The organism is Pseudomonas allii (assembly GCF_055380095.1).
Genome location: NZ_AP039450.1, coordinates 3634218 through 3659055, shown reverse-complemented (window position 1 = coordinate 3659055; position 24838 = coordinate 3634218). Strand labels below are relative to the sequence as shown.

The following is a 24838-nucleotide window of genomic DNA, read 5'->3' as shown; positions in this document are numbered from 1 at the left end:
TTGCTGGCATGCGGTAGCCCGCTATGGTTTTAGGCCCCGGCAGCAAACTGGCCTATGATTAGCGCTTTGAACCTGATGAAAGACTGTGATGACTGAGAATTTGCCTGCCGTCCTTGAAACCAGCGACATGCTTGAAATCGATGGGCTGCATGCCTTCGATTTCCAACTCGATAAAGAAAAATTGCTGATCACCGCCATGGACGGCCGTGCAGAAAAACGCTGGCGCTTCAGCCTGGAACAGGTGAACGCCGCGACGTTCGATGACACCTTGCAAAGCTGGACCCTTACCGGTGATTCGGGCGAGCACCGCCTGATCTGCATGCGCGCCTTCACCGGCAACAATAACGACGAGGATGAAGCGGATGATGATGCGTAAATTCTGGCCGCTGCTGATGGCCGGCAGCGTGGGCGCGATGTCGGTGCAAGCCGCGCCGGCCGACACCTATGAACTGTTGGTGGGCAGCTACACCGCCGGCAGCAGCGAAGGCATCTACCGCCTGCAATTTGACAGCCGCACTGGCCAGTTCAGCGGCAAGCCGGTGCTCGCGGCCAAAGCGGCCAATCCGTCCTGGCTGACGATCTCCAAGGACCAGCAGCACCTGTTTGTGGTCAACGAGAACGGCCCCGGGCAGAAAGACCCGGTCGGGCGCGTAAGCAGCTACAGCATCGATCCACAGACTCACCAGTTGACCTTGGTCAACCAGGTGCAAAGCCTGGGCAATGAGCCGACCCATTCCAGCGTGGCCGCCGATGGGCGCTACGTGTTCGTCGCCAACTATTCGGTGGTGGAAGACCCGGGCGGTAGCCTGGCGGTGCTGCCGGTCGACGCCACGGGCAAGCTGTCGCCTCCGGTGCAACTGAGCGGGCACCCGGCCAGCCGCGTGAACCCTGAGCGCCAGGCGTCCAACCACGTGCATTCGGTGGTGTCGTCGCCGGATGGCAAGTACGTGTTTGTGCAGGACCTGGGGGCGGACAAGGTGTTTGCCTATCGCTACGACCCCAAGGCCAACCATGAGCTGCCATTGACCCCTGCCAACCCGGCCTCGGTGCAACTGCCGCCCGGCAGCGGCCCGCGCCACCTGTTGTTCAGCGCCGATGGCAAGCACGCCTGGTTGACCACCGAGATGAGCGCCCAGCTCGCGGTGTTCGACTACAAGGACGGCCAGTTGACCCAGACCCAACTGGTGGACTTCGCCGCCGGGCAGCCGGTGTCCGACAAGGCCGGGGCCGCATTGCACGCCTCCAGTGACGGCAAGTTTCTCTATGTGAGTAACCGTGGCACGGCCAACCAGTTGCTGGTGTTCAGCATCGACCCGGCCACCGCGCACCTCAAGGAGTTGCAACGTCGCTCGGTGGACGGTGACCACCCGCGCGAATTCAGCCTGGACCCGAGCGGTCGGTTCCTGTTGATCGCCAATCAGAAAAGCAACGAAATCGTCGTGGTCGAACGCGACCCAAAAACCGGCCTGCTGGGTAAAACTGTGCAGAAATTGCCGATTGATGCGCCCAGCGACCTCAAGTTCCTGGTGCGTCAATAAGCCACAGGCCCCGTCATGCGGGGCCTGACCCTTTCTATTAATTCTGTTAATAGCGGCTACTGTTTCAAAGCATTTCTAAGGTTCAGCCCTCGGGCGTAAGTTTGGTTCCAAGGCCTTCCCCGGCCACTCAACCAAACGAACACAAGGGTTACCGACATGAATCTGAACCTCTTCTCCATCATCGCCGCTTCCGCTGTTTCCGCCACCGTTGCCCTGCCTGCCGCAGCCAGCGTGGAAGTCACCGGCAAAAAATCCAGCACCAGCGCCTACACCCAGAAATACCTGCAACAAAGCGCCAACTTCTACGCCGCACTGGATCACAAGACCCAGCACTAAGCGGTAGATCACTGAGATCAAATGTGGGAGGGGGCTTGCCCCCGATAGCAGTGGGTCAGCTACAGATTAGCTGACCGATCCACCGTCATCGGGGGCAAGCCCCCTCCCACATTTGATTGTGCCGGCCTCAGGGTTTTGTCATCACGGCGATAAATAGCGGTGAAGTAAGGACGCGCTGAAGCCAGGCTTGTAACCGTTGATACGGCGTCCCGGCAAACCACTCCCGATCCACATGGGCAAACTGCCGCACAAACGGCGCCAGGGCCATGTCCGCCAGGCTCGGATGCTCCGCCAGCAAGTAGGCGCGTTCCGCCAGCAGGCCTTCCAGCTTCTGCAAAAACACCTCGCCCTCGGCCCGATAGTGTTCCATGGGGTGTTCCGGGTAGCGGTCGGCGTACTTGTATCGATCCAAGTGATACTTGAAGCCCTGGTCGTTCTCGGCAATCAGCGCCAAAACCGCGGGGTCATCCTGCAGCAGCCAATCACCCGGATCGTGCTGGGCCAGTGCCCATTGCATGATCTCCAGGCTCTCTTCAATCACCTGTCCGTCAACGCTCAGCACCGGCACCGTACCCTTGGGCGACAGCGCCAGCATCTCGGCCGGCTTGGCCTTCAGGCTCACCTCGATGATCTGCACGGGCACACCTGAATAACGCAAGGCCAGGCGTGCCCGTATCGCATACGGGCAACGCCGGAACGAATACAGCAGCGCCTCGCTCACTTGACCTCCAAGGTGCTCAAGCCATTGCCCTGACGCTTGACCTGGATCTGTACCGGGATGCGTTCGTGCATTTCCTGCACGTGGGAAATCACCGCCACCTTGCGCCCCTGGGCCTGCAAACCGTCCAGCGCGTCCATCGCCAGTTGCAGCGATTCCGGGTCCAGGCTGCCGAAGCCTTCATCGATAAACAGCGACTCGATCTTCAATGTGCTCGAAGCCATCGACGCCAGGCCCAAGGCCAACGCCAACGACACCAAGAAGGTTTCGCCGCCGGACAACGAGTGCACCGAGCGCAGTTCGTCGCCCATTTCCGTGTCCATCACCAGCAGCCCGAGCATGCTGCCGCCGCGCTTGAGGCGGTAGCGGCGCACCAGTTGGCGCAATTGCACGTTGGCGTGGTGCACCAGCAGGTCGAGGTTGTAGGCCTGGGCGATCTTGCGGAAGGTGTCGCCGGTGGCCGAGCCGATCAGTGCGTTCAGGCGCGCCCAGCGTTGCCATTCGTCATACGCCTTGGCGATCTGTTCGGCAAAGGCTTGGTTGGCGTCCTGGCGACGCTGGTCTTCGGACTGGCGCGCGCGCAGTTCGGCGCAGTGTTTCTCGGCCTCGGCCAACTGTTGGTTGAGTGTGGCCAGGGCGGTGTCCAGCTCATTGGCTGCGAGGTTGCCATTGTGTTGGGCCTGGTGCTCGGCAAGGCGTTGCTCACGTTCTTGCAGCAGGACCCGCGCTTGTTCGACGGCTTTCTCGCTGTGTTGCAACTGCTGGCGCAAGTGGCTGACCTGAGCGTCGTCGTAGGCCAGCAAACGGTTGAGGCCGGCGTCGTCGAGCTCCGGGTGCTGGGCGCGCCAGTCGCGCAGGCGCGCGTCGAGGCCATGTTGTTCGGCCTGCAATGCCTGCTCGCGTTCCTGCTGGGCCTTGAGGTCGGCGGCCAGTTGGATCAGGGCGTTGTGGATCTCCTGCAGTTGCTTGTTGGCGTCGGTTTCGCTCTGGCGCGACTGTGTCACGGCGTGGTCCAGCTGTTGCTGCCACTGTTCGGCGCTGGCATGTTCACCGAGCAACGCGTTGAGTTTTTCCTGAGCGGCTTTCTGTTGGGTCGCCAGCTCGGTGACTTGCTGGAGCAGGGTGTCGAGTTGTTGCTGGCGATGCTGCTGGTGGGTCTGTTCCTTGTCGATCGCCTGTTGACGTTCCTGTTGCTCGGCCAATTCGTCGCGCTGGTGGCTCAGCTGCTCCAGGCGCTGGCTGACCTGCTGGTCCAGTTGCATAAAGGTAGCGGCCGGCTCGGCGCGCAGACCTGCCAGGGTGTCTGCGGGCAGCAGGTTGGCGAAGGCACTCAGTTCCTGCTCAAGGCGTTCGCGGTCACTCGTCAGTTCGCGTTGCTGGTCGACCAGTAATTGACGGGCCTGCTGGCTCGCGTCCTGGGCGGCTTGCAGTTGCTGCTGCAGGCGCCCGGCGCTTTGTTGCAGGTTGAGCAGGGCGCCTTGGCGCTGTTCGTCCTGGGTGATGCTCTGGGTCAATTGGCTCAGTTGCTGCTCAAGCCAGGCGCTGCGTTTGGCGGCCTCTTGGTTGAACAACGATGCGGCCAGCGGGTGTGCATCCAGGCTCGGTTTCAGCGCTTGCTGTTGCGTCGCCAGGTGTTCCTGTTGTTGCAGGTATTCCTTCTGCTGGGCGATCAAACCGCCCACTTCGCCACGCAACTCGGTGAGTTTCTCCTTGAGGGTGTCCACCGCTTTCTGCGCGTTGGCTTCCTCGTTTTCGTCATGACGACCAAGGCTTTGCAGCAGGGCTTCGGGCTGGTGGTACGGGTGTTCGTGGCTGCCGCACACCGGGCAGGGCTGGTTGTCCTGCAACTGCTCGCGCAACTCCTCGACGCTGGCACTGCGGGCCAGGCGCTGGCGTTCCAGCAGTTGTCTGGTCACGTTCAGCGTCTGCTCCGCGACGGTCAGCTCGGCCTTGGTGTGCAGGCCGGTCTGGTTCAACTGTTCGCGTTGCTGTTGGGCCGCGGTGAGCTTTTGCGTCAGGCTGGTGGCTTGCTGATCCAGCTGTTGCTGGTGGTCCCACAGGCGCGTCAGGTCTTCGAAGGCACGCTGCTGTTTGCGATTGTCTTGCAGCAGGCTGGCCAGCAATTGGATCTGCTCGGCCACGGCGTGAGGCTCGGCACCGGCCTCCTGATACAGCAAGTCAAGGGCTTCGCGTTGCTGGGTGAACTGTTCGACGGCACGGGTTGCACGTTGCTCCAATTGCGGCAGTTCGGCCTGGCCTTTATTCAGGCGGTTACCGATCAGCATCAGTTGTTGCAGGCGGTCGCGGTAGGCGGTCCAGGCATCGCTCAGCGGCGCGAGGGCGGCACTGCGCTCAAGCTCGGTGCTCAGGCGTTGCAGGCGTTCTGCGACGTGGTGCTGTTTTTTCAGCAGGTCAGTCAGCCGAGCCTGGCCTTCGGTGCAGGCGCTTGCGTGCTGCTGTTTGTCCTCGGTGCGCTTGGTCAGCTCTTTGGTCAAGTGGGCGAGGGTGCTTTGTTCTTCGAACGCCTGGCGCAGCAAAGGCGCAGCATCCGCCTGGTTTTTCAGGGCTTGCGCCAAGGCGGTTTGCGCGCAGGCCAGTTGCTGTCGGGCCTGGTCCTGGCGGGCCTGCAATTCGGCTTGTTGCCGCGTATGGGACTGAATCTGCGCCGCCAACGGCGCCAGCTGTGTGCCGAGTTCCGCCTGGCGCACGAACAGATGACGCTGCGGCGCCAACTGTTCCAGGCGGCCCAGGTCCTGGCGTTGCGCGTCCTGGTTATTCCAATCGGCCTGTGCCTGCTGCAGCTGTTCGGTGGCGGCCAGTTGACGTTCCTGCCATTCACGCAGTTCCTTGAGCCAGGTGTGCTGAAGCTCCAACTGCTTGAGTTGGGCTTGATGGACCTTGAGTTGCTGCTGCGCGGCATCGAATTGTTGATCGAGCTCGGCACGGGCTTCAGGGGCCAGGGGCACCACGCCGGTGGCCTGGTCCTGCAACTGTTTGTGCGCGTCTCGGGCCTCTTTGGCTTTGTCGAAGGCACGCCGGCCCAACTGGGTGTACAGGGCCGTGTCGGTGAGCTTTTCCAGCAGTTCGCTGCGCTCGTTGTCGTTGGCCTTGAGGAACGCACTGAACTCGCTTTGCGCCAGCAACACGGCGCGGGTGAACTGTTCGAAGTTCAGGCCCAGGGCCAGTTCCAGCTGGGTCTTGTATTCGGTTTTCTGGCTGGCCAGCAGTTGGTCGCTGTCCAGGTCGATCAGGCTCTGGCGGCTGTTCTGCAACTTGCCGCTGGCCTTGTCGCGGGCGCGATTGGCCTCCCAACGCGCGCGGTAGCGGCGGCCACTGACGCCGACGAAATCCACCTCGGCATAACCGCCACCGGTGCCACGCCGCAGCAGAGTGCGTGGGTCACCGATGGAAATGTCGCTGTCGGCATCCGGCATCTTCGCCTGGCCGGTATCACCCAGGCGCGGCACGGCGCCAAACAACGCCAGGCACAAGGCATCGAGCAAGGTGCTTTTACCGGCGCCGGTCGGCCCGGTGATTGCGAACAGCCCGGCGCTGGCCAGGGGCTCGGCGGTGAAGTCGATCTCGAATGGGCCGGCCAGGGAGGCGAGGTTTTTCAGGCGGATGGCGAGGATCTTCATGGCTGTTCCTCCTCGTGCTGCACTTCCTGGAGCAACACGGCGAAGTCCTTCAAGGTCTGTTCATCCACCTCGCTGCCGTAGCTGTCCTGCCAGGCGCGGCTGAACAGCTCCTGGGGCGTGAGCTGGTCGAGTTCGATCAGGCGGTCGTCGCCTTCGTCTTCACGGGGGCCCTTGCCGGCGTACTCGGCGGCGATGCGCACCAGGCGCACGGCCTTGCCTTGCAGTGCGGCTTCGATTTGCTGGCGCAGGTCGGGTTGCGGTTCGTCGAGCAGGACGCGCACTTCGAGCCAGGGGTGGCGCTGGGTCTCGGCGAGCAGGTCGACGTCCGGCAACTCGGCCAGGGCCTTGAGGATATCGGCCAGGGGCACGGCTTCCAGGCGTTGCAGGTCGACTGAACGCGGAATCAGGATGGGCTCGACGCTCACCAGGCATTGGCCCTGGAACGCCACATCGAGGATCTGGTGCTTGTAGCCGATTTCGGAAAACGACAGCGGAATCGGCGAACCGCTATAGCGAATGCGCTCCTCGCCATTGACCTTCTGCGGCTTGTGCAAATGGCCGAGGGCCACATAGCCGACACTTTTATCGAACAAGCTGGCCGGCAGCGCCTCGGCATTGCCGATGATCAGACTGCGCTCGGAGTCTTCCGACACCGAACCACCGGCCATGTGCGCATGGCTGATGGCAATCAGCGCCTGGCCTTTTTTGCGCTTGGCGTTGGCCGCGGCGATCAGCCATTCATGCACCTGGCCGATGCCGCGCAGATAATCGTCGCCCAGGTGCGCGCCGGTAACTTCCGCCGCGCGCAGGAAAGGCAAAGCCAGGCACCAGGCGGCAATCTTGCCTTTGGCATCGGGCAGCGGGATCAGCAGGCGTTCGGCGTCGAGCTGGCCGTCGTCCAGCCACAACACGCGGCCGAGGGCGTGGGTGTGCAGGCGACGCATCAGCGGCGCGGGCAGTTCGATGCGTGAGCCGGAATCGTGGTTGCCGGCGATCATCACGATGGTCAGCTTGGGGTTTTGTTCGTGGGCGCTGATGATGAAGTCATACAGCCGCTCCTGGGCCTTGAGCGGCGGGTTGACCGTGTCGAAGATATCGCCGGCGATGAGCAGCACATCCGGCTGATGGGTCTTGAGTTGGCCCAGCAGCCATTCGAGGAAGCAGGCGTGTTCGAAGTCGCGTTCCTGGCCGTGGAGGTTTTGGCCCAGGTGCCAGTCGGAGGTGTGAAACAGACGCAAGGCGAACTCCGTAGAATAGATGAAAAGGAGGGGAGTTTACCTGTAATGCGACCCTGCTGCCCCCAGGCGACGCAGATTCAATATGGGAGGGGGCTTGCTCCGGGTGGCGGTGGGTCAGGCAGCGCATTTCTATCTGACATACCGCATTCGCGAGTAAACCGCCCCGTGCCAAGGGTTAGAATATTTATCTGAAAAAACGCAAAGTACAATGCTATTAAATGCCGATCTTATAAGTGGGAGGCAGGATTAGGACGCACCTTACTTGTTCCTACACTAAAAAATGACAGGCCTTTCCTTCCAGAATTTAGGAAGCGGCTGGCTTACTTTGATAAATAATTCATGCAGTCTGGCAAGCGTGGAGTGGTCAATTGACGTGCTCCTTGTGTGATGCGCTTTTGTGGTTTCTTAATACTGATGGAGACTATTATGAAAAGCCTTATTGCATTGCCGCTTGCTGTATTGATGTTGATTGCCACGCCAGCCTCTGCGCTATGCCTCTATATCACTGATAGTTACACTGGAGTCATACCGCCTGAGGAGGAAGTTACTGCTCATGGTCCATTTGCAATAACCTCCGCCAACGGCTGTTTCGGGGCGAGCATCGATGCAATGGTTACAGTAGGGGGGCTGGCAGGACGCCCGGGATTTTTATCGAGCGAGAAGTAGGCGGGACGTGGAAAAAGGAAACTTTCAGTATAGGCAGTAACGCCTCATACTCAGGCCCTTTTGGTAACTATCGAGTCAGGCTGAAAAACAACGAAGCGGTACCTAAATCCTATTCAGGTACGGTCAGATACGGTCGCTAGGGGGTTAAAGGCAGTGCGTCAGGACAGTCCTCGACGCACTGTGCTTCACGCTGTGCATTTAGGCACGTTCATTTACTGATAAATTACTATGCGTTGATTTTACGAAGTAGGCCAGCGCATTGATAGCTTGATTGGCCTCGACCATGCTTTGTAAATGGTCCATGGCACCATCGCGCTTGCTAATTCGTGGATCGGTTTTAAAGTAAGCTACTGTGTCTTCCAGTTGTTCGTTGAATAAAGCTATGCCGTTAAACTTCACGTGGGTGTTTGTCTGGCGCCCATTGGCATCGGATGCGCCGTCACCAGAAATGAACATTCCAAATGCGCGTTCACTGATCATTCCGTCGTCAAAGAGTCGTCGGCCAACTTTCTTCAATTCAGCGGTACTGATTGACGTCATATCATAATCTTTCAAAAACTCCTTAAGCTGACTGATCTTCTCCTGATCGCCAAGCTTCAATGTATCCGCCGCCTCGGAGGCTTCGGTAATGGTGAAGGCATTCGTGACTTGCTGCGGATTTTTGATGGTGTAAGCGTCTGTCTGCTTACTTAATGGCGGATAGGAAACATTCAACGTAATGGCCATTTTAAAAACTCCATTAATCGAAAGCTACATCGCTTTATCGGCCACGCCTGTTCTATCTTAAGTAGTCACCTTGGCTATTTGGGATACAGCGGCGGCAAGCTGGTGGTATCCGCCGTCGGATCCACCTCACGCTCAGCCATCGGAATCGCCTTCACCGCACGCCACAAGTCCTCTCCCAGCCAGAAATGCCCGCTCTCGCTGTACAGCGCGCCATTCAACCCGTCCAACGCATCCGACAGGGGTATAAACCGCGCCGCCATATCCGCCAGGGTTTCCGGCTGTTGCCGCGCCCAGGCGTCGAGGGCCTGGCGGGTGGCTTGGGGGTCGTTGGCCTGGGTGGCGCGCTTGAGGTCATCGAGCAGGGTGCGCGGGCTCGGGCCGGTTTGTGCGGCGCGCTGCACGGCCGGTTGCCGACGTGCGCGCCACCAAAGGCCAAACCCCAGCAGGGTGGTGCAGGCCAGGATCAGCGTGCTCAGTTGCCACAGCCACAGGCGTTCATCGTCCGGTGCGGTGATCACGGTCGGCGTGGCGGGGGTGTCCACGGCCAGGCTCGGGTTGATGGCAACCTGCACGGTGCGGGCGGGCAGGCTGGAGCGCTCCAGGTGGTCTTCGTGGGTGTTCCACCACACCACGTCCACGGCGGGCAGTTCCAGGTTGCCGGCGCGGGTGGGCACGAGCGCCTCGCGGTCTTCGCGGCTGCCGATCAGGCCGCGGTCGTTGGTCTGGTTGCCGAGCACCGGCTGGTCCGGGTAGCGGCGCAGGCCGTTGACCTCGGTGCTGGGCAGCGCCGGCAGTTGCGCGCTGGACAGGCCCTCGGCCTTGACCGTGAGGCTGCGGGTCAGGGAGTCGCCGACCTGCACGTGCTGGGGTTCGGGGTTCCAGTTTTCGCTCAGGGTCAGGCTGCGTGCCGGCAACCACGGTGTATCGGCGGGGTACAGCGCCGGTTTGGGTTTGACCACCAGCGGCAGCTCTGCGGAACTCACGTGGATCAACTTGCCCGGCTTGGTGCCTTGCAGGGTGTTTTCCTGGGGCGGGCGCGATTCCACCAGCGTCGCGCTGAAGGTCTGCGCCGGGATTGCCAACGTGCCGCTGTGCTGTGGGTAGATCGCGTAGCGGGTCTCGATCACGCCGTGGCGGATGCTGTTGATGACCTTTTCGTAGGTGCGCGACTCGCCCAACTGCTCCACACGCGCATCGGCAATCTGCAACGGCGTGAGGCTGCTGTCGTCATACAGTGACACCGAGTGGTAGACGCGCACAGTCAACAGTGCCTGGGCCTGGACGTAGACGCTGGTCTGGTCGAGGTTGGCCTCGACGAACACCGGCGCCAGCTCGGCGGCGGTGTTCTGGCTGGCGGTTTCTACCACTTGCAGGCTGATCGGCTGGGTCTTGTGTTCGCCCACTTGCAGGGGCGGGATGACCACCGTGCCGTTTTCCCTGGGCAGCAGGGTGATGATCCAGCGCGTGGTGGCGTGGTTGTCGCCGCCCAGGGTGGTGAGTTGGTTGATCTGCCGCGTGCCGCTGACTTCGAACTGTGCATCCAGCGGCGACAGGTCGGGCTTGCCGAACTGGGTGACATCGCTGGATTCCACCGTGAGTTCCACCGTTTCCCCGGAGTTGACGCGGCTGCGGTCGACGCTGGCGATCAGGCTCGCCGCCTGGGCGTGGCCTGCCGACAGGGCGAGCAGAAGCAGTAGGGTGGTGCGGCGGCTCATCGAGTCTTGTCCTGATGTTGTTGCTGTTCGTACCAGAATTTGCGGCGCAGCAGTTCTCCGGGGTTGTCCGGGATCTCCTGCAGCCATTGCTCCAGGGCCTGGCGATGTTCACCGTCGAGGCTGGCATCACTGGGCCGCAGCGGCGGGGTCGTGGTCTGTTCGTCGCCCAGTTCGCTGCCCGGCACTTCATTGCCCGCGGTTTGCGGCGTGTTGCCGGGCTGGGTGTCGCCAGTGCCGGCTTCGCCCTGGCCTTGGGATGACTGTTCGCCGCCCGTGGCGTTTTGCCCTGTGGCGCCCGGTTGCGCAGTTTGGCCGGGTTGGGTGGTTTCGTCATCCTCGTTTTTTGCCGGAGAAGACGGCTCCGGCTGGGCCTGTTCCTGCATAAGGGTTTCCACCAGCGCTTTGTTTTTCAGTGCCGGTTGCAGATCGGGCTGGGCTTCCAGAGCTTGCTCGTAGGCGTCGATGGCGGCTTCCAGTTCACCGGCTTTTGCCAGGGCATTGCCCCGATTGTAGTGGGAGTAGGCGTCATTACCCTCGGCGAACAGCTTGATGGCTTCGGCATAGTTACCGGCTTCGTAAAGCGCCACGCCCTTCCATTGCGGGTCCTGGAAGTGTTCGGCGGCTTCGGCGGGGCGCTTTTTCTTCAGCAGATACTGGCCTTGTTGGTCGGGGCGCAACCACAAGTCCTGCAAGCCGAACGCATAGCTGGGTTGCGGTGCAATCAACAACAGCAGCGGCAGGCAGAACAGCCAGCCACGCCGGCCAGCGCAGGCGGCCAGCAGCAACAGCGGCAGGAGCAGCCAGTAACCCTGGTCGGCCCAGGTGTCGAGGTGCAGCAACTGGCCGTCGTTGCGCAGGGTTTGCGGTGGGTCGAGCACGCCGAGTTGGCGCAGGTCCTTATCGTCGAGCCGCGCAGCGCGGTAGCGGCCACCCATTTCGCTGGCGAAGGCCTTGAGGGTCGGGCTGTCCAGGCGCGGCACCAGGATCGCGCCTTGTTCGTCCTTGAGGAACTCGCCGCTTTCCTGGGTCACCGGCGTGCCCTCGCGGCTGCCGATGCCGAGGATCGACAAGCTCGGTGCCTGGCCGCTTTGCAGCAGCAGGCGGATGCCCTGGCGTTCCTGTTTGGACAGCGAAGAACCGATCAACAGCAGGCGCCCCTGGCCGAGGCCGCCTTGCTTGAGCAGGCCCAGCGCCTTCTCGACGGCCAGGTCGGCGCGGTGGCCCGGTTCGGGCATGATCGAGGGGCGCAGGGCTTCCAGCAGGTTGCGGCTGGTGGCCAGGTCGTCCGACAGCGGCACCAGCGTATGGGCGCTGCCCGCGTAGACGATGATGGCGGTTTGCGCGTCGGTGCGCGCCTGCAACAGGTCATACAGCTTGCGCCGCGCCTGCTCCAGGCGGTTGGGCGGGCTGTCGGTGGCGAGCATTTCCGGGGTCAGTTCCAGCAGCACCACCAACGGGTCGGACGGCTTCTGGCTGGACTGCTCAACCCTTTGCCAACTGGGGCCGAGCAACGCCAGCACCGCCAGCAGCCAGGCAATGCCGAGCACCACCCACGGCGATTTACTCTCGCGGCCGTTGCCACCGCTGAGCAATACCGCGTGGAAGGCCGGCGGCAAGATCATCTGCCAGCGCCCGGCGCGCTTTTGCCGGTGCCACAGGTGCCACAGCAGGCAGCCGAGTAACGGCAACAGCAACAGCCACCAGGGACGGAACCAGTGCGGCCACAGGTCGATCATCGACGCCTCCGCAAACGCAGGCGTTTGAGGCGCTGGCGCCATTCCGGGTGTTGCTGCAGGAACATCCCCTTGCTCGACAGTTTATTGAACCAGCGTTGCAGCGCGTTGTTCGGCCAACGTTCCTGAATCACCAGCAACATGCTCAGCACCAACGCGAGGGCCAGCGGCGCGCTGTACAAGGCCAGGGCGGGCCGCGCCTGGGTGGGTTGTTGTTCGACGGGTTCGAGCTTGTCGAGGGTTTGCTTGATCGCTTGCAACTCTTCGCCATCCCGCGCGCGGAAGTACTGGCCGTGGGTGGCTTCGGCGATGGCCTTGAGCGCCGGTTCGTCGAGGTCCAGGCTCGGGTTGACGCCGAGGATGCCCAGGGAGCCGGTCTGTTCCGGGTCGGCACCGATGCCGATGGGGTAGATCTTCACGCCTTCTTCGGCCGCCAGGCGCGCAGCGGTCAGCGGGTCGATCTGCCCGGCATTGTTGGCGCCGTCGGTGACCAGGATCAGCACGCGGCTCTGCGCCGGACGCTGGCGCAGGCGTTTCAAGGCCAGGCCGATGGCGTCGCCAATCGCGGTGTTCTTGCCGGCAATGCCGATGCGCGCTTCATCCAGCCAGGTGCGCACGGTGCGGCGGTCGAACGTCAGGGGCGCTTGCAGATAAGCCTGGCTGCCGAACAGGATCAGGCCGACGCGATCGCCTTGGCGCCCTTCAAGAAAATCACCGAGCAGGTGCTTGACCAGGCTCAAGCGACTCACGTCTTCGTCCTGCCAGTGCATATCGGGAAAATCCATCGAGCCGGACACGTCCACCGCCACCAGCAGGTCGCGGCCACTGGCGGCGATGGGCAGCGGTTCGCCGAGCCATTCCGGGCGTGCGGCGGCGGTCAGCAGCAGCAACCACAGCACCACGAACGGTGCTTGCTGGCGCCAGCCCGGCAGGTTGACGCGGGCGCGGCGGCGGGCCAGGCCTTCTAGGTCGCTGAGGTAGCTGACTTTCAGGGCGGGCTCACCGCTGTCGGCGGCGGGCAGCACCAGGCGCATCAACCAGGGCAATGGCAACAGGGCAAAGATCCACGGCCAGGCGAATTCAAACATGTTTGCGAATCCAGGTATCGACCGCTTGGGTCAGGCCGGCGATGGCCTTGTCGTCGAGTTTGCATTCGGGTTTGTAGGCGCCTTCCACCAGCACCATCCAGCGCGTGAGGCCGGCGGCGGGGCAGCGGTTGTCGAGGAACGCCAGCCATTTGCGGCCGTTGAGGGTGTGGCTCTGGCTGTAGGGGTAGTCGTTGCGGCACAGGCGCTTGAGCAGGCCGTTGAGCTGTTGCAGCCAGGCGCCGGCAGGCGCGCCGTCGTAGGGCTTGGGCATCAGCGCCAGTTCCGCCAGGGCGGCAATGCGCAGCGGGTCCAGCGGTTGTTCGGCGCGCGCCACGGGGCGGCGGGCCGGCAGGAAGCGGCGCAGCGACCACAGGCCCCAACCGAGCAGCGGGATCACCAGCAGCAACAGCCACCAACCCGGCGCAGGCGGCCAGAAGCCGATAGCGGGCGGGGCGATCAGTGGCTGCAGTTGGTCCAGGCTGCTCATTGTTTTTTAACCGGGCGTTGCGGGTTGAGGTATTCGCGCAGTTGCTCGACCATTTCACTCTGGGTGCTCAAGGGCATCAACAGCACACGCAGTTTTTGCGCGAGCAGTTCCCAGCGGGCAATGCGCGCCTCGGCCTGGGCCTTGTAGGCCTGGCGCAGGTCGAAGTTGAGCGTATCCAGTTCCAACTGCGCACCACGTTCGGCGAAACGCAGCAGCCCGGCGGCGGGCAGGGCGTGGTCCAGCGGGTCGGAAATCGGCAGCAGCAACAGGTCGCAGTGACGTGACAGCAGGCTCAGTTGTTGCTCGGCACCCTCGGTGAGGGCGCGTTCATCGCAGATCACAATCACCAGGCTGCCGGGGCGCAACACTTCGCGGCCACGGCGCAGGGCCATGCCGAGGGCATCGGTTTCGGGGCGGCTTTCGGTATTCAGGCTCTGGTTGACCCGCACCAGGCGGTTGAGCAATTGCAGCAGGCTTTGCTTGCTGCGCCGGGGTTTGATTTCGTAGTGCTCGCTGTCGCCGAACACCAGCCCGCCCACGCGGTCGTTGTGGCCCAGCGCGGCCCAGCCGATCAGGCTGGCTGCCTGTGCCGCCAGCACCGACTTGAACATCTGCCCGGAGCCGAAAAACAGCCGGCAGCTTTGTTCCACCATGATGAAGATCGGCCGCTCGCGCTCTTCATGGAACAGCTTGGTGTGCGGCTCCTGGGTGCGCGCCGTCACGCGCCAGTCGATGGTGCGCACGTCGTCTCCGGCCTGGTACACGCGCACCTGGTCGAAGTCTACTCCGCGTCCGCGCAGCTTGGAGTGGTGCAGGCCGATCAGCGGGCTGCGCTGGCTTGGCGTGGAAAACAGCTGTACTTCGCGCACGCGATGGCGCATCTCGATCAACTCGCTGAGCGTGATGCGGATTCCATCGCTGGCGTTCATGGGTTTCAAGCGACGGCAACGACGTCGAGAATGCGTTGTACCACGCGGTCCTGGTCGATGCCGGCGGCTTCGGCTTCGAACGACAGGATGATGCGGTGGCGCAGTACGTCGAACAGCACCGCCTGGATGTCTTCCGGGCTGACGAAGTCGCGACCGGCCAGCCAGGCATGGGCACGGGCGCAGCGGTCGAGGGCGATGGAGCCGCGCGGGCTGGCGCCGTAGGCGATCCACTCGGCCATTTCCGCGTCGAACTTGGCCGGGGTGCGCGTGGCCATGACCAATTGCACCAGGTATTCCTCCACCGCATCGGCCATGTACAGGCCGAGGATTTCCTTGCGGGCGGCGAAGATCGCCTGCTGGCTGACGCGGCGTTCCGGCTTGGTTTCGCCGTTGAGGGCTTCGCCACGGGCCTGTTGCAGGATGCGTCGCTCGACGGCGGCGTCGGGGAAACCGATCTTGACGTGCATCAGGAAACGGTCGAGCTGGGCTTCAGGCAGCGGGTAGGTGCCTTCCTGCTCGATGGGGTTTTGCGTGGCCATCACCAGGAACAGCGGCGACAGGTCATAGGTGCTACGCCCGACGCTGACCTGGCGCTCGGCCATGGCTTCCAGCAGCGCCGATTGCACCTTGGCCGGGGCGCGGTTGATTTCGTCCGCCAGCACCAGGTTGTGGAAGATCGGGCCTTGCTGGAACACGAAACTGCCGGTTTCCGGGCGATAGATCTCGGTGCCGGTGATGTCGGCGGGTAATAGGTCGGGAGTGAACTGGATACGATGGAACTGCGCTTCAATACCTTCGGCCAACTCTTTGATGGCCTTGGTCTTGGCCAGGCCCGGCGCACCTTCCACCAGCATATGGCCGTCGGCGAGCAGTGCGATCAACAGGCGATCGATGAGTTTTTCCTGGCCGAGAATCTGCGTAGAAAGAAAAGTTCGCAGCGCAAGCAGCGCTTCACGATGTTCCATCGATGACGGTTCCTGGAGAGATGAGCCTTGGGGTTGTGAAAAATGCCAAGGCCTGGGGCGTCTACTTTAATGCATCGAGGGGGGGGGCGACTAACGGCGTGACGGGTATTTTTGGCAAATCTTGTAGGAAATTTGTGTGGGAACACGGTCGATTTGGGAGGGGGCTAGCTCCCTATAGCAGTGGGTCAGTGGCTGCGTCCGGGGCTGACACGCCGCTATCGGGGGCAAGCCCCCTCCCACATTTGATTGTGGGTGCCGCTTAAATCCGGGCGAAAGTGCCGGTGCCTTTCAGGATGTTTTGCAGGGTTTCCTCGACTTCGGCCATATCCGACGCCGCCGTGGCGTGGGTAATCTCCAGCTGGTCCTTGCCACCCAGGGCATCGGCATCCCCGGCAGCCAATTCGACCAGCAGGGTGGTGTCACTCAGCGTGACCTTCAGCCCATCCAGCGTCGACGGTTCATAGTCCCAGGTCAGCTCCACCTCGTCTTCATCCGGGTAGCGGGTGAGCATGAACATCTCGCCGTTCTTGCCGTGGCAGCAGAGCATGGCCATGTTGTCTTCTTCGTCGTCACACGGGGTGGCCATCAGGGCGTCGGTTTTGAGTTGCAGCATGGGCAATCCTGTCTGGGCGGGGGCGTAATGCGGGCAATTGTGCCATTGCAGCGAATTTTGTGCTGCTTCCTGTGTCAGATCGATGCATGACCTGGCGGGCAATATCGGTCATTTCTGGTACTCGAAGGTGTGAAAGTAGCCGGTTTTTTTGCCGGAAAACCCGGGTTGCCCAAGTCGCAACCCGGCGCCTGCTTACCGATGACCGAATATGTCGCAGCGTCGCAAGCAGCTGTCTTCCTACACTCGTTAAGCTGCGCAACGGATGTGCATGAGCCTGGCGCCTGACCTGCCCGTCGTACCGTCACCCGGCTAGGTGCGCATCTTATGGAAGTTGTATGTGACCTCATTGTCTTGTCCAGCTTCACCCACCTGTCACCCTGATTCGTTTATGGTGCTTTACTCGTCACCAGCGAACAGCGCTGACGGTCTCCCCGCAAGGGGATAACACGCGACGCTTCCATCAATAACAAGCCCAAGCGGAGTACCACAGATGGCGTTTTTCACCGCAGCCAGCAAGGCCGACTTCCAGCATCAACTGCAAGCGGCACTGGCGCAGCACATCAGTGAACAGGCACTGCCACAAGTGGCGCTGTTCGCTGAACAATTCTTCGGCATCATTTCCCTGGACGAACTGACCCAGCGTCGCCTTTCCGACCTGGCCGGTTGCACCCTCTCTGCGTGGCGCCTGCTTGAGCGCTTTGATCACACCCAACCGCAAGTGCGGGTCTACAACCCCGATTACGAACGTCATGGCTGGCAGTCGACCCACACCGCGGTCGAAGTGCTGCACCATGACCTGCCCTTCCTGGTGGACTCGGTCCGCACCGAGCTGAACCGCCGTGGCTACAGCATCCACACCTTGCAGACCACCGTGCTCAGCGTACGCCGTGGCGCCAAGGGCGAGTTGCTGGAAATCCTGCCAAAAGGCACCCAGGGCGAAGGCATCCAGCAAGAATCGCTGATGTACCTGGAAATCGACCGTTGCGCCAACGCCGCCGAACTGAACGTGCTGAGCAAAGAGCTTGAGCAGGTGTTGGGTGAAGTGCGTGTGGCCGTGGCCGATTTCGAGCCGATGAAAGCCAAGGTCCAGGACCTGCTGGCCGGTATCGACGCTAGCCAGTTCGCTATCGACGGCGAGGAAAAAGCCGAGATCAAGAACTTCCTGGAATGGCTGGTGGGCAACCACTTCACCTTCCTCGGCTATGAAGAATTCGTGGTACGTGACGAGGCGGACGGCGGTCATATCGAATATGACGCCGACTCCTTCCTCGGTCTGACCAAGCTGCTGCGTGCTGGCCTCACCGCCGACGACCTGCGTATCGAAGACTATGCCGTGGCCTACCTGCGTGAGCCGACCGTGCTGTCCTTCGCCAAGGCCGCGCACCCGAGCCGCGTGCACCGTCCGGCGTACCCGGACTACGTGTCGATCCGTGAAATCGACGCCGATGGCAAGGTCATCAAGGAACACCGTTTCATGGGCCTGTACACCTCGTCGGTGTACGGCGAAAGCGTGCGGGTGATTCCGTATATCCGCCGCAAGGTCGCGGAAATCGAGCGCCGCTCCGGCTTCCAGCCCAAGGCGCACCTGGGCAAGGAGCTGGCGCAAGTCGTTGAAGTGCTGCCCCGTGACGATTTGTTCCAGACCCCGGTCGACGAGCTGTTCAGCACCGTGATGTCGATCGTGCAGATCCAGGAGCGCAACAAGATCCGCGTGTTCCTGCGCAAAGACCCGTACGGTCGTTTCTGCTACTGCCTGGCCTACGTGCCACGCGACATCTATTCCACCGAAGTGCGCCAGAAGATCCAGCAAGTATTGATGGATCGCCTGAAGGCCTCGGACTGCGAGTTCTGGACCTTCTTCTCCGAGTCCGTGCTGGCCCGCGTGCAGCTGATTCTGCGGGTTGACCCGAAGAACCGCCTGGACATCGACCCTCTGCAACTGGAAAAAGAAGTGGTACAGGCCTGCCGCAGCTGGCAGGACGACTATGCCAGCCTGGTGGTGGAAAGCTTCGGCGAAGCCCACGGCACCAACGTGCTGGCGGACTTCCCGAAAGGCTTCCCGGCTGGTTACCGCGAGCGCTTTGCCGCACATTCGGCCGTGGTCGACATGCAGCACTTGCTCAGCCTCACCGAAGCCAACCCGCTGGTGATGAGCTTCTACCAGCCGCTGGGCCAGGTTTCCGGCCAGCGCGAGCTGCATTGCAAGCTCTACCACGCCGACACCCCGCTGGCGCTGTCCGACGTGCTGCCGATCCTGGAAAACCTCGGCCTGCGTGTGCTGGGCGAGTTCCCGTACCGTCTGCGTCACGCCAATGGCCGTGAGTTCTGGATCCATGACTTCGCGTTTATCGCCGCCGAAGGCGTGAACCTGGATATCCAGCAGCTCAACGACACCCTGCAGGACGCGTTCGTGCACATCGTGCATGGCGACGCCGAGAACGATGCGTTCAACCGCCTGGTACTCACCGCCGGCCTGCCATGGCGTGACGTCGCGCTGCTGCGTGCCTACGCCCGCTACCTCAAGCAGATCCGCCTGGGCTTCGACCTGGGTTACATCGCCAGCACCCTGAACAACCACACCGACATCGCCCGCGAGTTGACCCGGCTGTTCAAGACCCGTTTCTACCTGGCGCGCAAGCTCACCACTGAAGACCTGGAAGACAAGCAGCAACGCCTGGAACAAGCGATCCTCAGCGCCCTGGACGACGTCCAGGTGCTCAACGAAGACCGCATCCTGCGTCGCTACCTGGACCTGATCAAGGCGACCCTGCGTACCAACTTCTACCAGACCGACGCGAACGGCCAGAACAAGTCGTACTTCAGCTTCAAGTTCAACCCGCACGCGATCCCTGAGCTGCCCAAGCCAGTGCCGAAGTTCGAAATCTTCGTCTACTCGCCACGGGTCGAAGGCGTGCACCTGCGCTTCGGCAACGTCGCACGCGGCGGCCTGCGCTGGTCCGACCGAGAAGAAGACTTCCGTACCGAAGTACTTGGCCTGGTGAAAGCCCAGCAAGTGAAGAACTCGGTCATCGTGCCAGTGGGGGCGAAGGGCGGCTTCCTGCCGCGTCGCCTGCCACTGGGCGGCAGCCGTGACGAGATCGCGGCCGAGGGCATCGCCTGCTACCGCATCTTCATTTCCGGCCTGTTGGACATTACCGACAACCTCAAGGATGGCGCCCTGGTGCCGCCGGCCAACGTCGTGCGCCATGACGACGATGACCCGTACCTGGTAGTTGCTGCGGACAAGGGCACTGCGACCTTCTCCGACATCGCCAACGGCATCGCCATCGACTACGGCTTCTGGCTGGGCGATGCGTTCGCTTCCGGTGGTTCCGCCGGTTACGACCACAAGAAAATGGGTATCACCGCCAAGGGCGCGTGGGTCGGCGTGCAGCGTCACTTCCGTGAGCGCGGCATCAATGTGCAGGAAGACAGCATCACCGTGGTGGGCGTCGGCGACATGGCCGGCGACGTGTTCGGTAACGGCTTGTTGATGTCCGACAAGCTGCAACTGGTCGCGGCCTTCAACCACCTGCATATCTTCATCGATCCAAACCCGAACCCGGCCACCAGCTTCGTCGAGCGCCAGCGCATGTTCGAGCTGCCGCGTTCGGCCTGGACCGACTACGACACCAGCATCATGTCCGAAGGCGGCGGTATCTTCTCGCGCAGCGCGAAGAGCATTGCCATCTCGCCACAGATGAAAGAGCGCTTCGACATCGCGGCCGACAAGCTGACCCCGACCGAACTGCTGAACGCCTTGCTCAAGGCGCCGGTGGACTTGTTGTGGAACGGCGGTATCGGCACCTACGTCAAGGCCAGCAGCGAAAGCCATGCCGATGTGGGCGACAAGGCCAACGACGCGCTGCGCGTCAACGGCAACGAGCTGCGCTGCAAGGTGGTGGGCGAGGGCGGTAACCTCGGCATGACCCAGCTGGGTCGTGTGGAATTCGGCCTCAATGGCGGCGGTTCCAACACCGACTTCATCGACAACGCCGGTGGCGTGGACTGCTCCGACCACGAAGTGAACATCAAGATCCTGCTCAACGAAGTGGTGCAGGCCGGTGACATGACCGACAAGCAACGCAACCAGTTGCTGGCGAGCATGACCGACGAAGTCGGCAACCTGGTGTTGGGCAACAACTACAAGCAGACCCAGGCCCTGTCCCTGGCGGCGCGCCGTGCCTACGAGCGTGCCGCCGAGTACAAGCGCCTGATGAGCGACCTGGAAGGCCGTGGCAAGCTGGACCGCGCCATCGAGTACCTGCCGACCGAGGAGCAGCTCACCGAGCGCGCCGCCAACGGCAAGGGCCTGACCCGTCCAGAGCTGTCGGTGCTGATCTCGTACAGCAAGATCGACCTCAAGGAAGCCCTGCTCAAGTCCCTGGTGCCGGATGACGAGTACCTGACCCGTGACATGGAGACCGCGTTCCCGCCGAGCCTGGTCGCCAAGTTCGGGGAGGCCATGCGTCGCCACCGTCTGAAGCGCGAGATCGTCAGCACCCAGATCGCCAACGACCTGGTCAACCACATGGGCATCACCTTCGTGCAGCGACTCAAAGAGTCGACCGGCATGAGCCCGGCGAACGTGGCTGGCGCGTATGTGATCGTGCGTGACATCTTCCACCTCCCGCACTGGTTCCGTCAGATTGAAGCCCTGGACCACCAGGTCTCCGCCGACGTGCAATTGCAGTTGATGGACGAGCTGATGCGCCTGGGCCGTCGCGCCACGCGCTGGTTCCTGCGCAGCCGTCGCAACGAGCAGGACGCTGGCCGTGACACCGCGCACTTCGGTCCGCACCTGGCGGCGTTGGGCCTCAAGCTCGACGAACTGCTGGAAGGCCCGACCCGCGAAGGCTGGCAGAAGCGCTACCAGGCCTACACCGAAGCTGGCGTACCGGAACTGTTGGCGCGCATGGTTGCAGGCACGACCCACCTGTACACCTTGCTGCCGATCATTGAAGCCGCTGACGTGACCGGGCATGACGCCGCCGAAGTGGCCAAGGCCTACTTTGCCGTTGGCAGCGCCTTGGACTTGCCGTGGTACCTGCAGCAGATCAGTGATCTGCCGGTGGGCAACAACTGGCAGGCCCAGGCCCGCGAAGCGTTCCGTGACGATGTGGACTGGCAGCAACGTGCGATCACCATCTCCGTCCTGCAAATGGCCGATGCGCCACAAGACATGGAAGCCCGCGTGGCCCTGTGGCTTGAGCAGCACAAGGACATGGCCGATCGTTGGGTGGCGATGATGGTGGAAATTCGTGCGGCGGTCGGCACGGACTACGCCATGTACGCAGTGGCCAACCGTGAGTTGCTGGACCTGGCGTTGAGTGGGCAGTCGGTGTCGCAACCGGCTTGATCCCCTGGTGAAACCAATGTGGGAGGGGGCTTGCCCCCGATGGCAGTGTGTCAGTCAGTGAAGATGCCGACTGAGCCATTGCTATCGGGGGCAAGCCCCCTCCCACATTTGGTTCGTAATTTGCCTGAAGGTCAGTGGTGTTTCAGTAATTTGCTTTCCAGGTGATCCAGGTGTTGGGTCATCAGGGTCACTGCGGTGCTTGAGTCGCGTTGCTCCAACGCATCCACAATCGCCACATGCTCCTGCCACGCGCAATACGTGCAGGCCTTTGCCTCGTACTGGGCAATGATCAATGACGTCAACGGCACCAGGCTGTTGAGGAACTGCGCCAACGGCGCATTGCCGGCCATCGTCGCCAATTGCAGGTGAAACTCCCCCGACAACCGAATCGCCGGTCCACGCTGATCGCGTTCGATACAATCACGTTCCCGTGCAATCAGTTCGCGCAACTGACGTATCTGCGCGTCTGTCGCCTGGGCGCAAGCCAGTTGCACCACGGTGATTTCGGTCATGCGCCGTGCTTCGAGGATCTGTCGCGTCTGCTGGGCATCCGGCGCAGCCACTTGGGCGCGCTGGTTGGGGCGCAGGATGATCACTTGCTGATGGGACAGCTTGGCCAGTACCCGGCGTATCACGCTGCGGCTCACCCCAAAGATCTCGCCCAGGCCTTCTTCGGTAAAACGGCTCGCCGGGGCGATGCGTTGTTCGAGGATGGCGTCGAACAAGCGCGGGTAGATGTCATCCACCGAAGGCTTTTTACCGGCGACCAGGCGCAGGGTTGGCAGGATGGGGTCGTAGTGCAAGGCGTGGGCGGTCATGGCCTGTCTCCAAAAAATCAGCTGCCGAGATGGTCGTCCGGGATGTTCAGGGCAATGCCCATGCGCAGGCCTTCCTGCAGGATGTGCCGACGCATCTCGGCACTCGCCAGGGCGCTGTTCTTATTGCGGATGGCGCGCACCACGGCTTCGTTTTCCTGCAGGCGCTCGGCCAGGTGTTCGGGCGAGTTGCGCAGCACCTGGGCGCTTTGCTTGAGGGCATTGCTGGTCTGCTGCACCACGTTCTGGAAGATCGGGTTGGAGGTGAGGGCGAACAGTTCCTCGTGAAAGCCGATGTAGGCGTTCATGCCGGCTTCGGCGTCACCGGCGTCGAGGGCTTCGCGCATGTCCATCAAGGTCAGGCGCAGTTGCCCGACTTCCTTGCTGCTGATGGACTGGGCCACCAGGCCGACAATGAAGGGTTCCAGGGTGTAGCGCAGTTGCAGGATGTCTTCCAGGCTGGCGTCGGCCACGGCATCGCTGGACTGCGGTTCGCTGACGCTGGTTTCCAGCACCACCACGCCTTTGCCGGGCATGGAGCGCACCAGGCCGAGGGTTTCCAGCACGATGACCGCTTCGCGCAGGCTGGGGCGGCTGATGCCCATTTGTTCAGCCAGTTCGCGCTGGCCGGGGAGCATTTCACCCCGGCGCCACTGACCACGCGCCAAGGCGGCGCGGAGTTTTTCTACGACTGAATTGACGACGGTTGAGGTGCTGATCACGTCGTGCGTCTCCTTGATGTTGCGAATAGATGTGTGGGAGGGGGCTTGCCCCCGATGACGGTGTGTCAGTCACATAATCACTGACGGGTAGATCGCTATCGGGGGCAAGCCCCCTCCCACATTTCAGAACTCCTGGTGTGCGGGCAACACCGGCTTCTTGGCCTGGAACGCATAGCCTTGCTGACCGTCGAGCACCTTGTTGGCGCGCTGGATGTCGATGTCTTTTTCCCAGCGTGCAATCGCCACGGTGGCCACGCAGTTGCCGATCAGGTTAGTCAAAGCACGGCCAATACCCATGAACCAATCCACCGCCAGCACCAGCACCAGGCCCACCACCGGAATCGCCGGAATCGCCGTGAGGGTCGCCGCCAGGATCACCAGCGCCGACCCCGGAATCCCGTGGGCGCCCTTAGAGGTGATCAGCGACACCAGCAGGATCGTCAGCAGGTCGGTCATCGACAGGGGTGTACCGGTGGCATTGGCGATGAACACAATGGCCAGGGTCAGGTAGATCGAGAAGCCATCGAGGTTGAACGAATACCCGGTTGGAATCACCAGGCCGACGGTGGAGCTGCCAATGCCCAGGTGTTCCAGCTTGCGCATGATCTGTGGCAGCACAGCATCGGAGGAGGCGGTGCCCATCACGATCAGCAATTCTTCACGCAGGTACTTGAGCAGCGGCAACATGCGCAGGCCCGACAGGCGCATTACCAGGCCGAGGATCAGCGCGACGAAGGCAAAGCAGGTCAGGTAGAACAGGCCCACCAGGCTCCCCAGGTGTTGCAGCGAGTCGAGCCCGTAGGTACTGGTGGTGAAGGCGATCGCACCGAACACACCGATCGGCGCCAGGCGCACGATCATGCCCATGATGCGGAAGATGATGTGGCTCAGTTCGTTGATCAGCCGCGAGATGCCCGATGCCGCTTCGCCCACCAGGTTCAGCGCGCTGCCGAACAGTACCGAAAACAGCAGGACTTGCAGTACGTTGTTGTCGGCAAAGGCACCGATCACCGAGTTGGGGATCAGGTCCATCAGGAACTGGCTGGTGCCGCGGATATGCTGGCCCTTGTCGGCCAGTTCATTCAAACCAGCGGACGACAACTGTTCCAGGTGGATATTGGCGCCTTGGCCGATGCCGGTGCTGAAGGCCATGACCAAACCGATCACCAGGGCGACGGTGGTGAGGATCTCAAAGTAGATCACCGACTTCAGGCCGATGCGCCCGACTTTCTTCAAGTCGCCGGCGCCGGAAATGCCACTGACCACCACGCAGAACACGATCAGGCCGATCAGCATTTTGATCAGCTTGATAAAGCCGTCACCCAGGGGTTTGAGTTGCGAGGAGAATTCGGGAAGGGCCAGGCCGCAGGCGATGCCGAGCATCAGGCCAATCACGACTTGCAGGAAAATCGAACGCGAGCACCATCTGAGCATGGGAGGGATCTCTATTCGGTGCCCTGGTGGTTCCAGGGCTTAATTGTTGTGGTCTTACCGGTAAGTCCAGTGCGGGTCCAGTCTACGCCCGGTATTTTTGAAATCACAAGCAATTATT

The 24838-nt window shown here is 62.1% G+C and carries 19 protein-coding genes; 5 read left to right on the top strand and 14 right to left on the bottom strand.

The window, feature by feature from the left end:
- The first annotated feature begins 88 nt into the window (after positions 1–88).
- The 3 genes from ACZ445_RS16385 to ACZ445_RS16375 all read left to right on the top strand — a co-directional run bounded on the left by ACZ445_RS16385 (position 89) and on the right by ACZ445_RS16375 (position 1874).
- Positions 89–376, top strand: coding sequence for a DUF5629 family protein (locus ACZ445_RS16385; RefSeq protein ID WP_058424120.1), 288 nt, complete (start codon positions 89–91; stop codon positions 374–376).
- Entirely contained in the window at positions 363–1538 is a 1176-nt protein-coding gene (locus ACZ445_RS16380; protein ID WP_058424119.1) for a lactonase family protein, read from the top strand. Before ACZ445_RS16385 ends, ACZ445_RS16380 begins: the two co-directional genes overlap by 14 nt.
- A gap of 156 nt (positions 1539–1694) precedes the next feature.
- Positions 1695–1874 (top strand): hypothetical protein, encoded by a 180-nt coding sequence (locus ACZ445_RS16375; RefSeq protein WP_058424118.1) that lies wholly within the window; start codon positions 1695–1697, stop codon positions 1872–1874.
- Between the two features lie 127 nt (positions 1875–2001).
- Here the strand turns inward: ACZ445_RS16375 and ACZ445_RS16370 are convergent, their stop codons facing one another.
- Genes ACZ445_RS16370 through ACZ445_RS16360 form a run of 3 tightly spaced genes read right to left on the bottom strand, consistent with a single transcriptional unit; the run spans position 2002 to position 7468 of the window.
- Entirely contained in the window at positions 2002–2595 is a 594-nt protein-coding gene (locus ACZ445_RS16370; RefSeq protein ID WP_058424117.1) for a glutathione S-transferase, read from the bottom strand.
- Positions 2592–6230, bottom strand: a complete 3639-nt coding sequence (locus tag ACZ445_RS16365; RefSeq protein ID WP_464707277.1) for an AAA family ATPase — start codon at positions 6228–6230, stop codon at positions 2592–2594. The genes ACZ445_RS16370 and ACZ445_RS16365 overlap by 4 nt, the downstream gene beginning before the upstream one ends.
- The gene (locus ACZ445_RS16360; protein WP_464707276.1) at positions 6227–7468 is read right to left on the bottom strand and encodes an exonuclease SbcCD subunit D C-terminal domain-containing protein; all 1242 of its coding nucleotides are present in this window, start codon (positions 7466–7468) and stop codon (positions 6227–6229) included. Before ACZ445_RS16360 ends, ACZ445_RS16365 begins: the two co-directional genes overlap by 4 nt.
- A gap of 426 nt (positions 7469–7894) precedes the next feature.
- Between ACZ445_RS16360 and ACZ445_RS16355 the strand changes: the two genes are divergently transcribed.
- Positions 7895–8134 carry a hypothetical protein gene (locus ACZ445_RS16355; protein WP_464707275.1) on the top strand — a complete coding sequence of 80 codons (240 nt, stop codon included), beginning with the start codon at positions 7895–7897 and terminating at the stop codon, positions 8132–8134.
- 198 nt (positions 8135–8332) lie between these two features.
- On the opposite strand, the gene ACZ445_RS16350 is transcribed toward ACZ445_RS16355, so the two are convergent.
- From ACZ445_RS16350 to ACZ445_RS16315, 8 genes are all read right to left on the bottom strand, one after another.
- Positions 8333–8860, bottom strand: a complete 528-nt coding sequence (locus ACZ445_RS16350; protein WP_058424114.1) for a hypothetical protein — start codon at positions 8858–8860, stop codon at positions 8333–8335.
- Positions 8861–8934: 74 nt separating this feature from the next.
- Positions 8935–10575: a BatD family protein gene (locus ACZ445_RS16345; RefSeq protein ID WP_058424113.1), complete on the bottom strand. Its 1641-nt coding sequence runs from the start codon at positions 10573–10575 to the stop codon at positions 8935–8937.
- A complete protein-coding gene (locus ACZ445_RS16340) occupies positions 10572–12311 on the bottom strand; it encodes a tetratricopeptide repeat protein (protein WP_464707274.1) in 1740 nt (579 codons plus the stop codon). The genes ACZ445_RS16345 and ACZ445_RS16340 overlap by 4 nt, the downstream gene beginning before the upstream one ends.
- Positions 12308–13396, bottom strand: a complete 1089-nt coding sequence (locus tag ACZ445_RS16335) for a vWA domain-containing protein (RefSeq protein WP_310862973.1) — start codon at positions 13394–13396, stop codon at positions 12308–12310. Before ACZ445_RS16335 ends, ACZ445_RS16340 begins: the two co-directional genes overlap by 4 nt.
- Positions 13389–13883, bottom strand: coding sequence for a DUF4381 domain-containing protein (locus ACZ445_RS16330; RefSeq protein WP_058424110.1), 495 nt, complete (start codon positions 13881–13883; stop codon positions 13389–13391). Before ACZ445_RS16330 ends, ACZ445_RS16335 begins: the two co-directional genes overlap by 8 nt.
- Positions 13880–14812 (bottom strand): DUF58 domain-containing protein, encoded by a 933-nt coding sequence (locus ACZ445_RS16325; protein ID WP_179029850.1) that lies wholly within the window; start codon positions 14810–14812, stop codon positions 13880–13882. Before ACZ445_RS16325 ends, ACZ445_RS16330 begins: the two co-directional genes overlap by 4 nt.
- Positions 14813–14817: 5 nt before the next feature.
- Positions 14818–15777, bottom strand: coding sequence for an AAA family ATPase (locus ACZ445_RS16320; RefSeq protein ID WP_034106117.1), 960 nt, complete (start codon positions 15775–15777; stop codon positions 14818–14820).
- 259 nt (positions 15778–16036) lie between these two features.
- Complete coding sequence (locus ACZ445_RS16315) at positions 16037–16390, bottom strand: hypothetical protein (protein ID WP_058424108.1); 354 nt, start codon at positions 16388–16390, stop codon at positions 16037–16039.
- A gap of 490 nt (positions 16391–16880) precedes the next feature.
- Here ACZ445_RS16315 and ACZ445_RS16310 point away from each other — a divergent pair, with 490 nt between their 5' ends.
- The gene (locus ACZ445_RS16310) at positions 16881–21749 is read left to right on the top strand and encodes an NAD-glutamate dehydrogenase (RefSeq protein WP_310862974.1); all 4869 of its coding nucleotides are present in this window, start codon (positions 16881–16883) and stop codon (positions 21747–21749) included.
- A 131-nt stretch (positions 21750–21880) separates the two neighbouring features.
- On the opposite strand, the gene ACZ445_RS16305 is transcribed toward ACZ445_RS16310, so the two are convergent.
- The 3 genes from ACZ445_RS16305 to ACZ445_RS16295 form a co-directional block, all read right to left on the bottom strand.
- Entirely contained in the window at positions 21881–22567 is a 687-nt protein-coding gene (locus ACZ445_RS16305; protein WP_058424106.1) for a GntR family transcriptional regulator, read from the bottom strand.
- A 17-nt stretch (positions 22568–22584) separates the two neighbouring features.
- Positions 22585–23286, bottom strand: coding sequence for a FadR/GntR family transcriptional regulator (locus tag ACZ445_RS16300; RefSeq protein ID WP_058424105.1), 702 nt, complete (start codon positions 23284–23286; stop codon positions 22585–22587).
- A gap of 123 nt (positions 23287–23409) precedes the next feature.
- Positions 23410–24735 carry a C4-dicarboxylate transporter DctA gene (locus ACZ445_RS16295; RefSeq protein ID WP_172832151.1) on the bottom strand — a complete coding sequence of 442 codons (1326 nt, stop codon included), beginning with the start codon at positions 24733–24735 and terminating at the stop codon, positions 23410–23412.
- Between the last annotated feature and the right edge of the window lie 103 nt (positions 24736–24838).

What these genes read in the sequence shown, in the direction of transcription:
- ACZ445_RS16340 (WP_464707274.1), bottom strand. Translation starts at nt 12,311, where the DNA reads ATGATCGACCTGTGGCCGCACTGGTTCCGTCCCTGGTGGCTGTTGCTG.
- ACZ445_RS16345 (WP_058424113.1), bottom strand. Translation starts at nt 10,575, where the DNA reads ATGAGCCGCCGCACCACCCTACTGCTTCTGCTCGCCCTGTCGGCAGGC.
- ACZ445_RS16375 (WP_058424118.1), top strand. Translation starts at nt 1,695, where the DNA reads ATGAATCTGAACCTCTTCTCCATCATCGCCGCTTCCGCTGTTTCCGCC.
- ACZ445_RS16365 (WP_464707277.1), bottom strand. Translation starts at nt 6,230, where the DNA reads ATGAAGATCCTCGCCATCCGCCTGAAAAACCTCGCCTCCCTGGCCGGC.
- ACZ445_RS16310 (WP_310862974.1), top strand. Translation starts at nt 16,881, where the DNA reads ATGGCGTTTTTCACCGCAGCCAGCAAGGCCGACTTCCAGCATCAACTG.
- ACZ445_RS16335 (WP_310862973.1), bottom strand. Translation starts at nt 13,396, where the DNA reads ATGTTTGAATTCGCCTGGCCGTGGATCTTTGCCCTGTTGCCATTGCCC.
- ACZ445_RS16350 (WP_058424114.1), bottom strand. Translation starts at nt 8,860, where the DNA reads ATGGCCATTACGTTGAATGTTTCCTATCCGCCATTAAGTAAGCAGACA.
- ACZ445_RS16385 (WP_058424120.1), top strand. Translation starts at nt 89, where the DNA reads ATGACTGAGAATTTGCCTGCCGTCCTTGAAACCAGCGACATGCTTGAA.
- ACZ445_RS16380 (WP_058424119.1), top strand. Translation starts at nt 363, where the DNA reads ATGATGATGCGTAAATTCTGGCCGCTGCTGATGGCCGGCAGCGTGGGC.
- ACZ445_RS16320 (WP_034106117.1), bottom strand. Translation starts at nt 15,777, where the DNA reads ATGGAACATCGTGAAGCGCTGCTTGCGCTGCGAACTTTTCTTTCTACG.
- ACZ445_RS16330 (WP_058424110.1), bottom strand. Translation starts at nt 13,883, where the DNA reads ATGAGCAGCCTGGACCAACTGCAGCCACTGATCGCCCCGCCCGCTATC.
- ACZ445_RS16355 (WP_464707275.1), top strand. Translation starts at nt 7,895, where the DNA reads ATGAAAAGCCTTATTGCATTGCCGCTTGCTGTATTGATGTTGATTGCC.
- ACZ445_RS16315 (WP_058424108.1), bottom strand. Translation starts at nt 16,390, where the DNA reads ATGCTGCAACTCAAAACCGACGCCCTGATGGCCACCCCGTGTGACGAC.
- ACZ445_RS16305 (WP_058424106.1), bottom strand. Translation starts at nt 22,567, where the DNA reads ATGACCGCCCACGCCTTGCACTACGACCCCATCCTGCCAACCCTGCGC.
- ACZ445_RS16325 (WP_179029850.1), bottom strand. Translation starts at nt 14,812, where the DNA reads ATGAACGCCAGCGATGGAATCCGCATCACGCTCAGCGAGTTGATCGAG.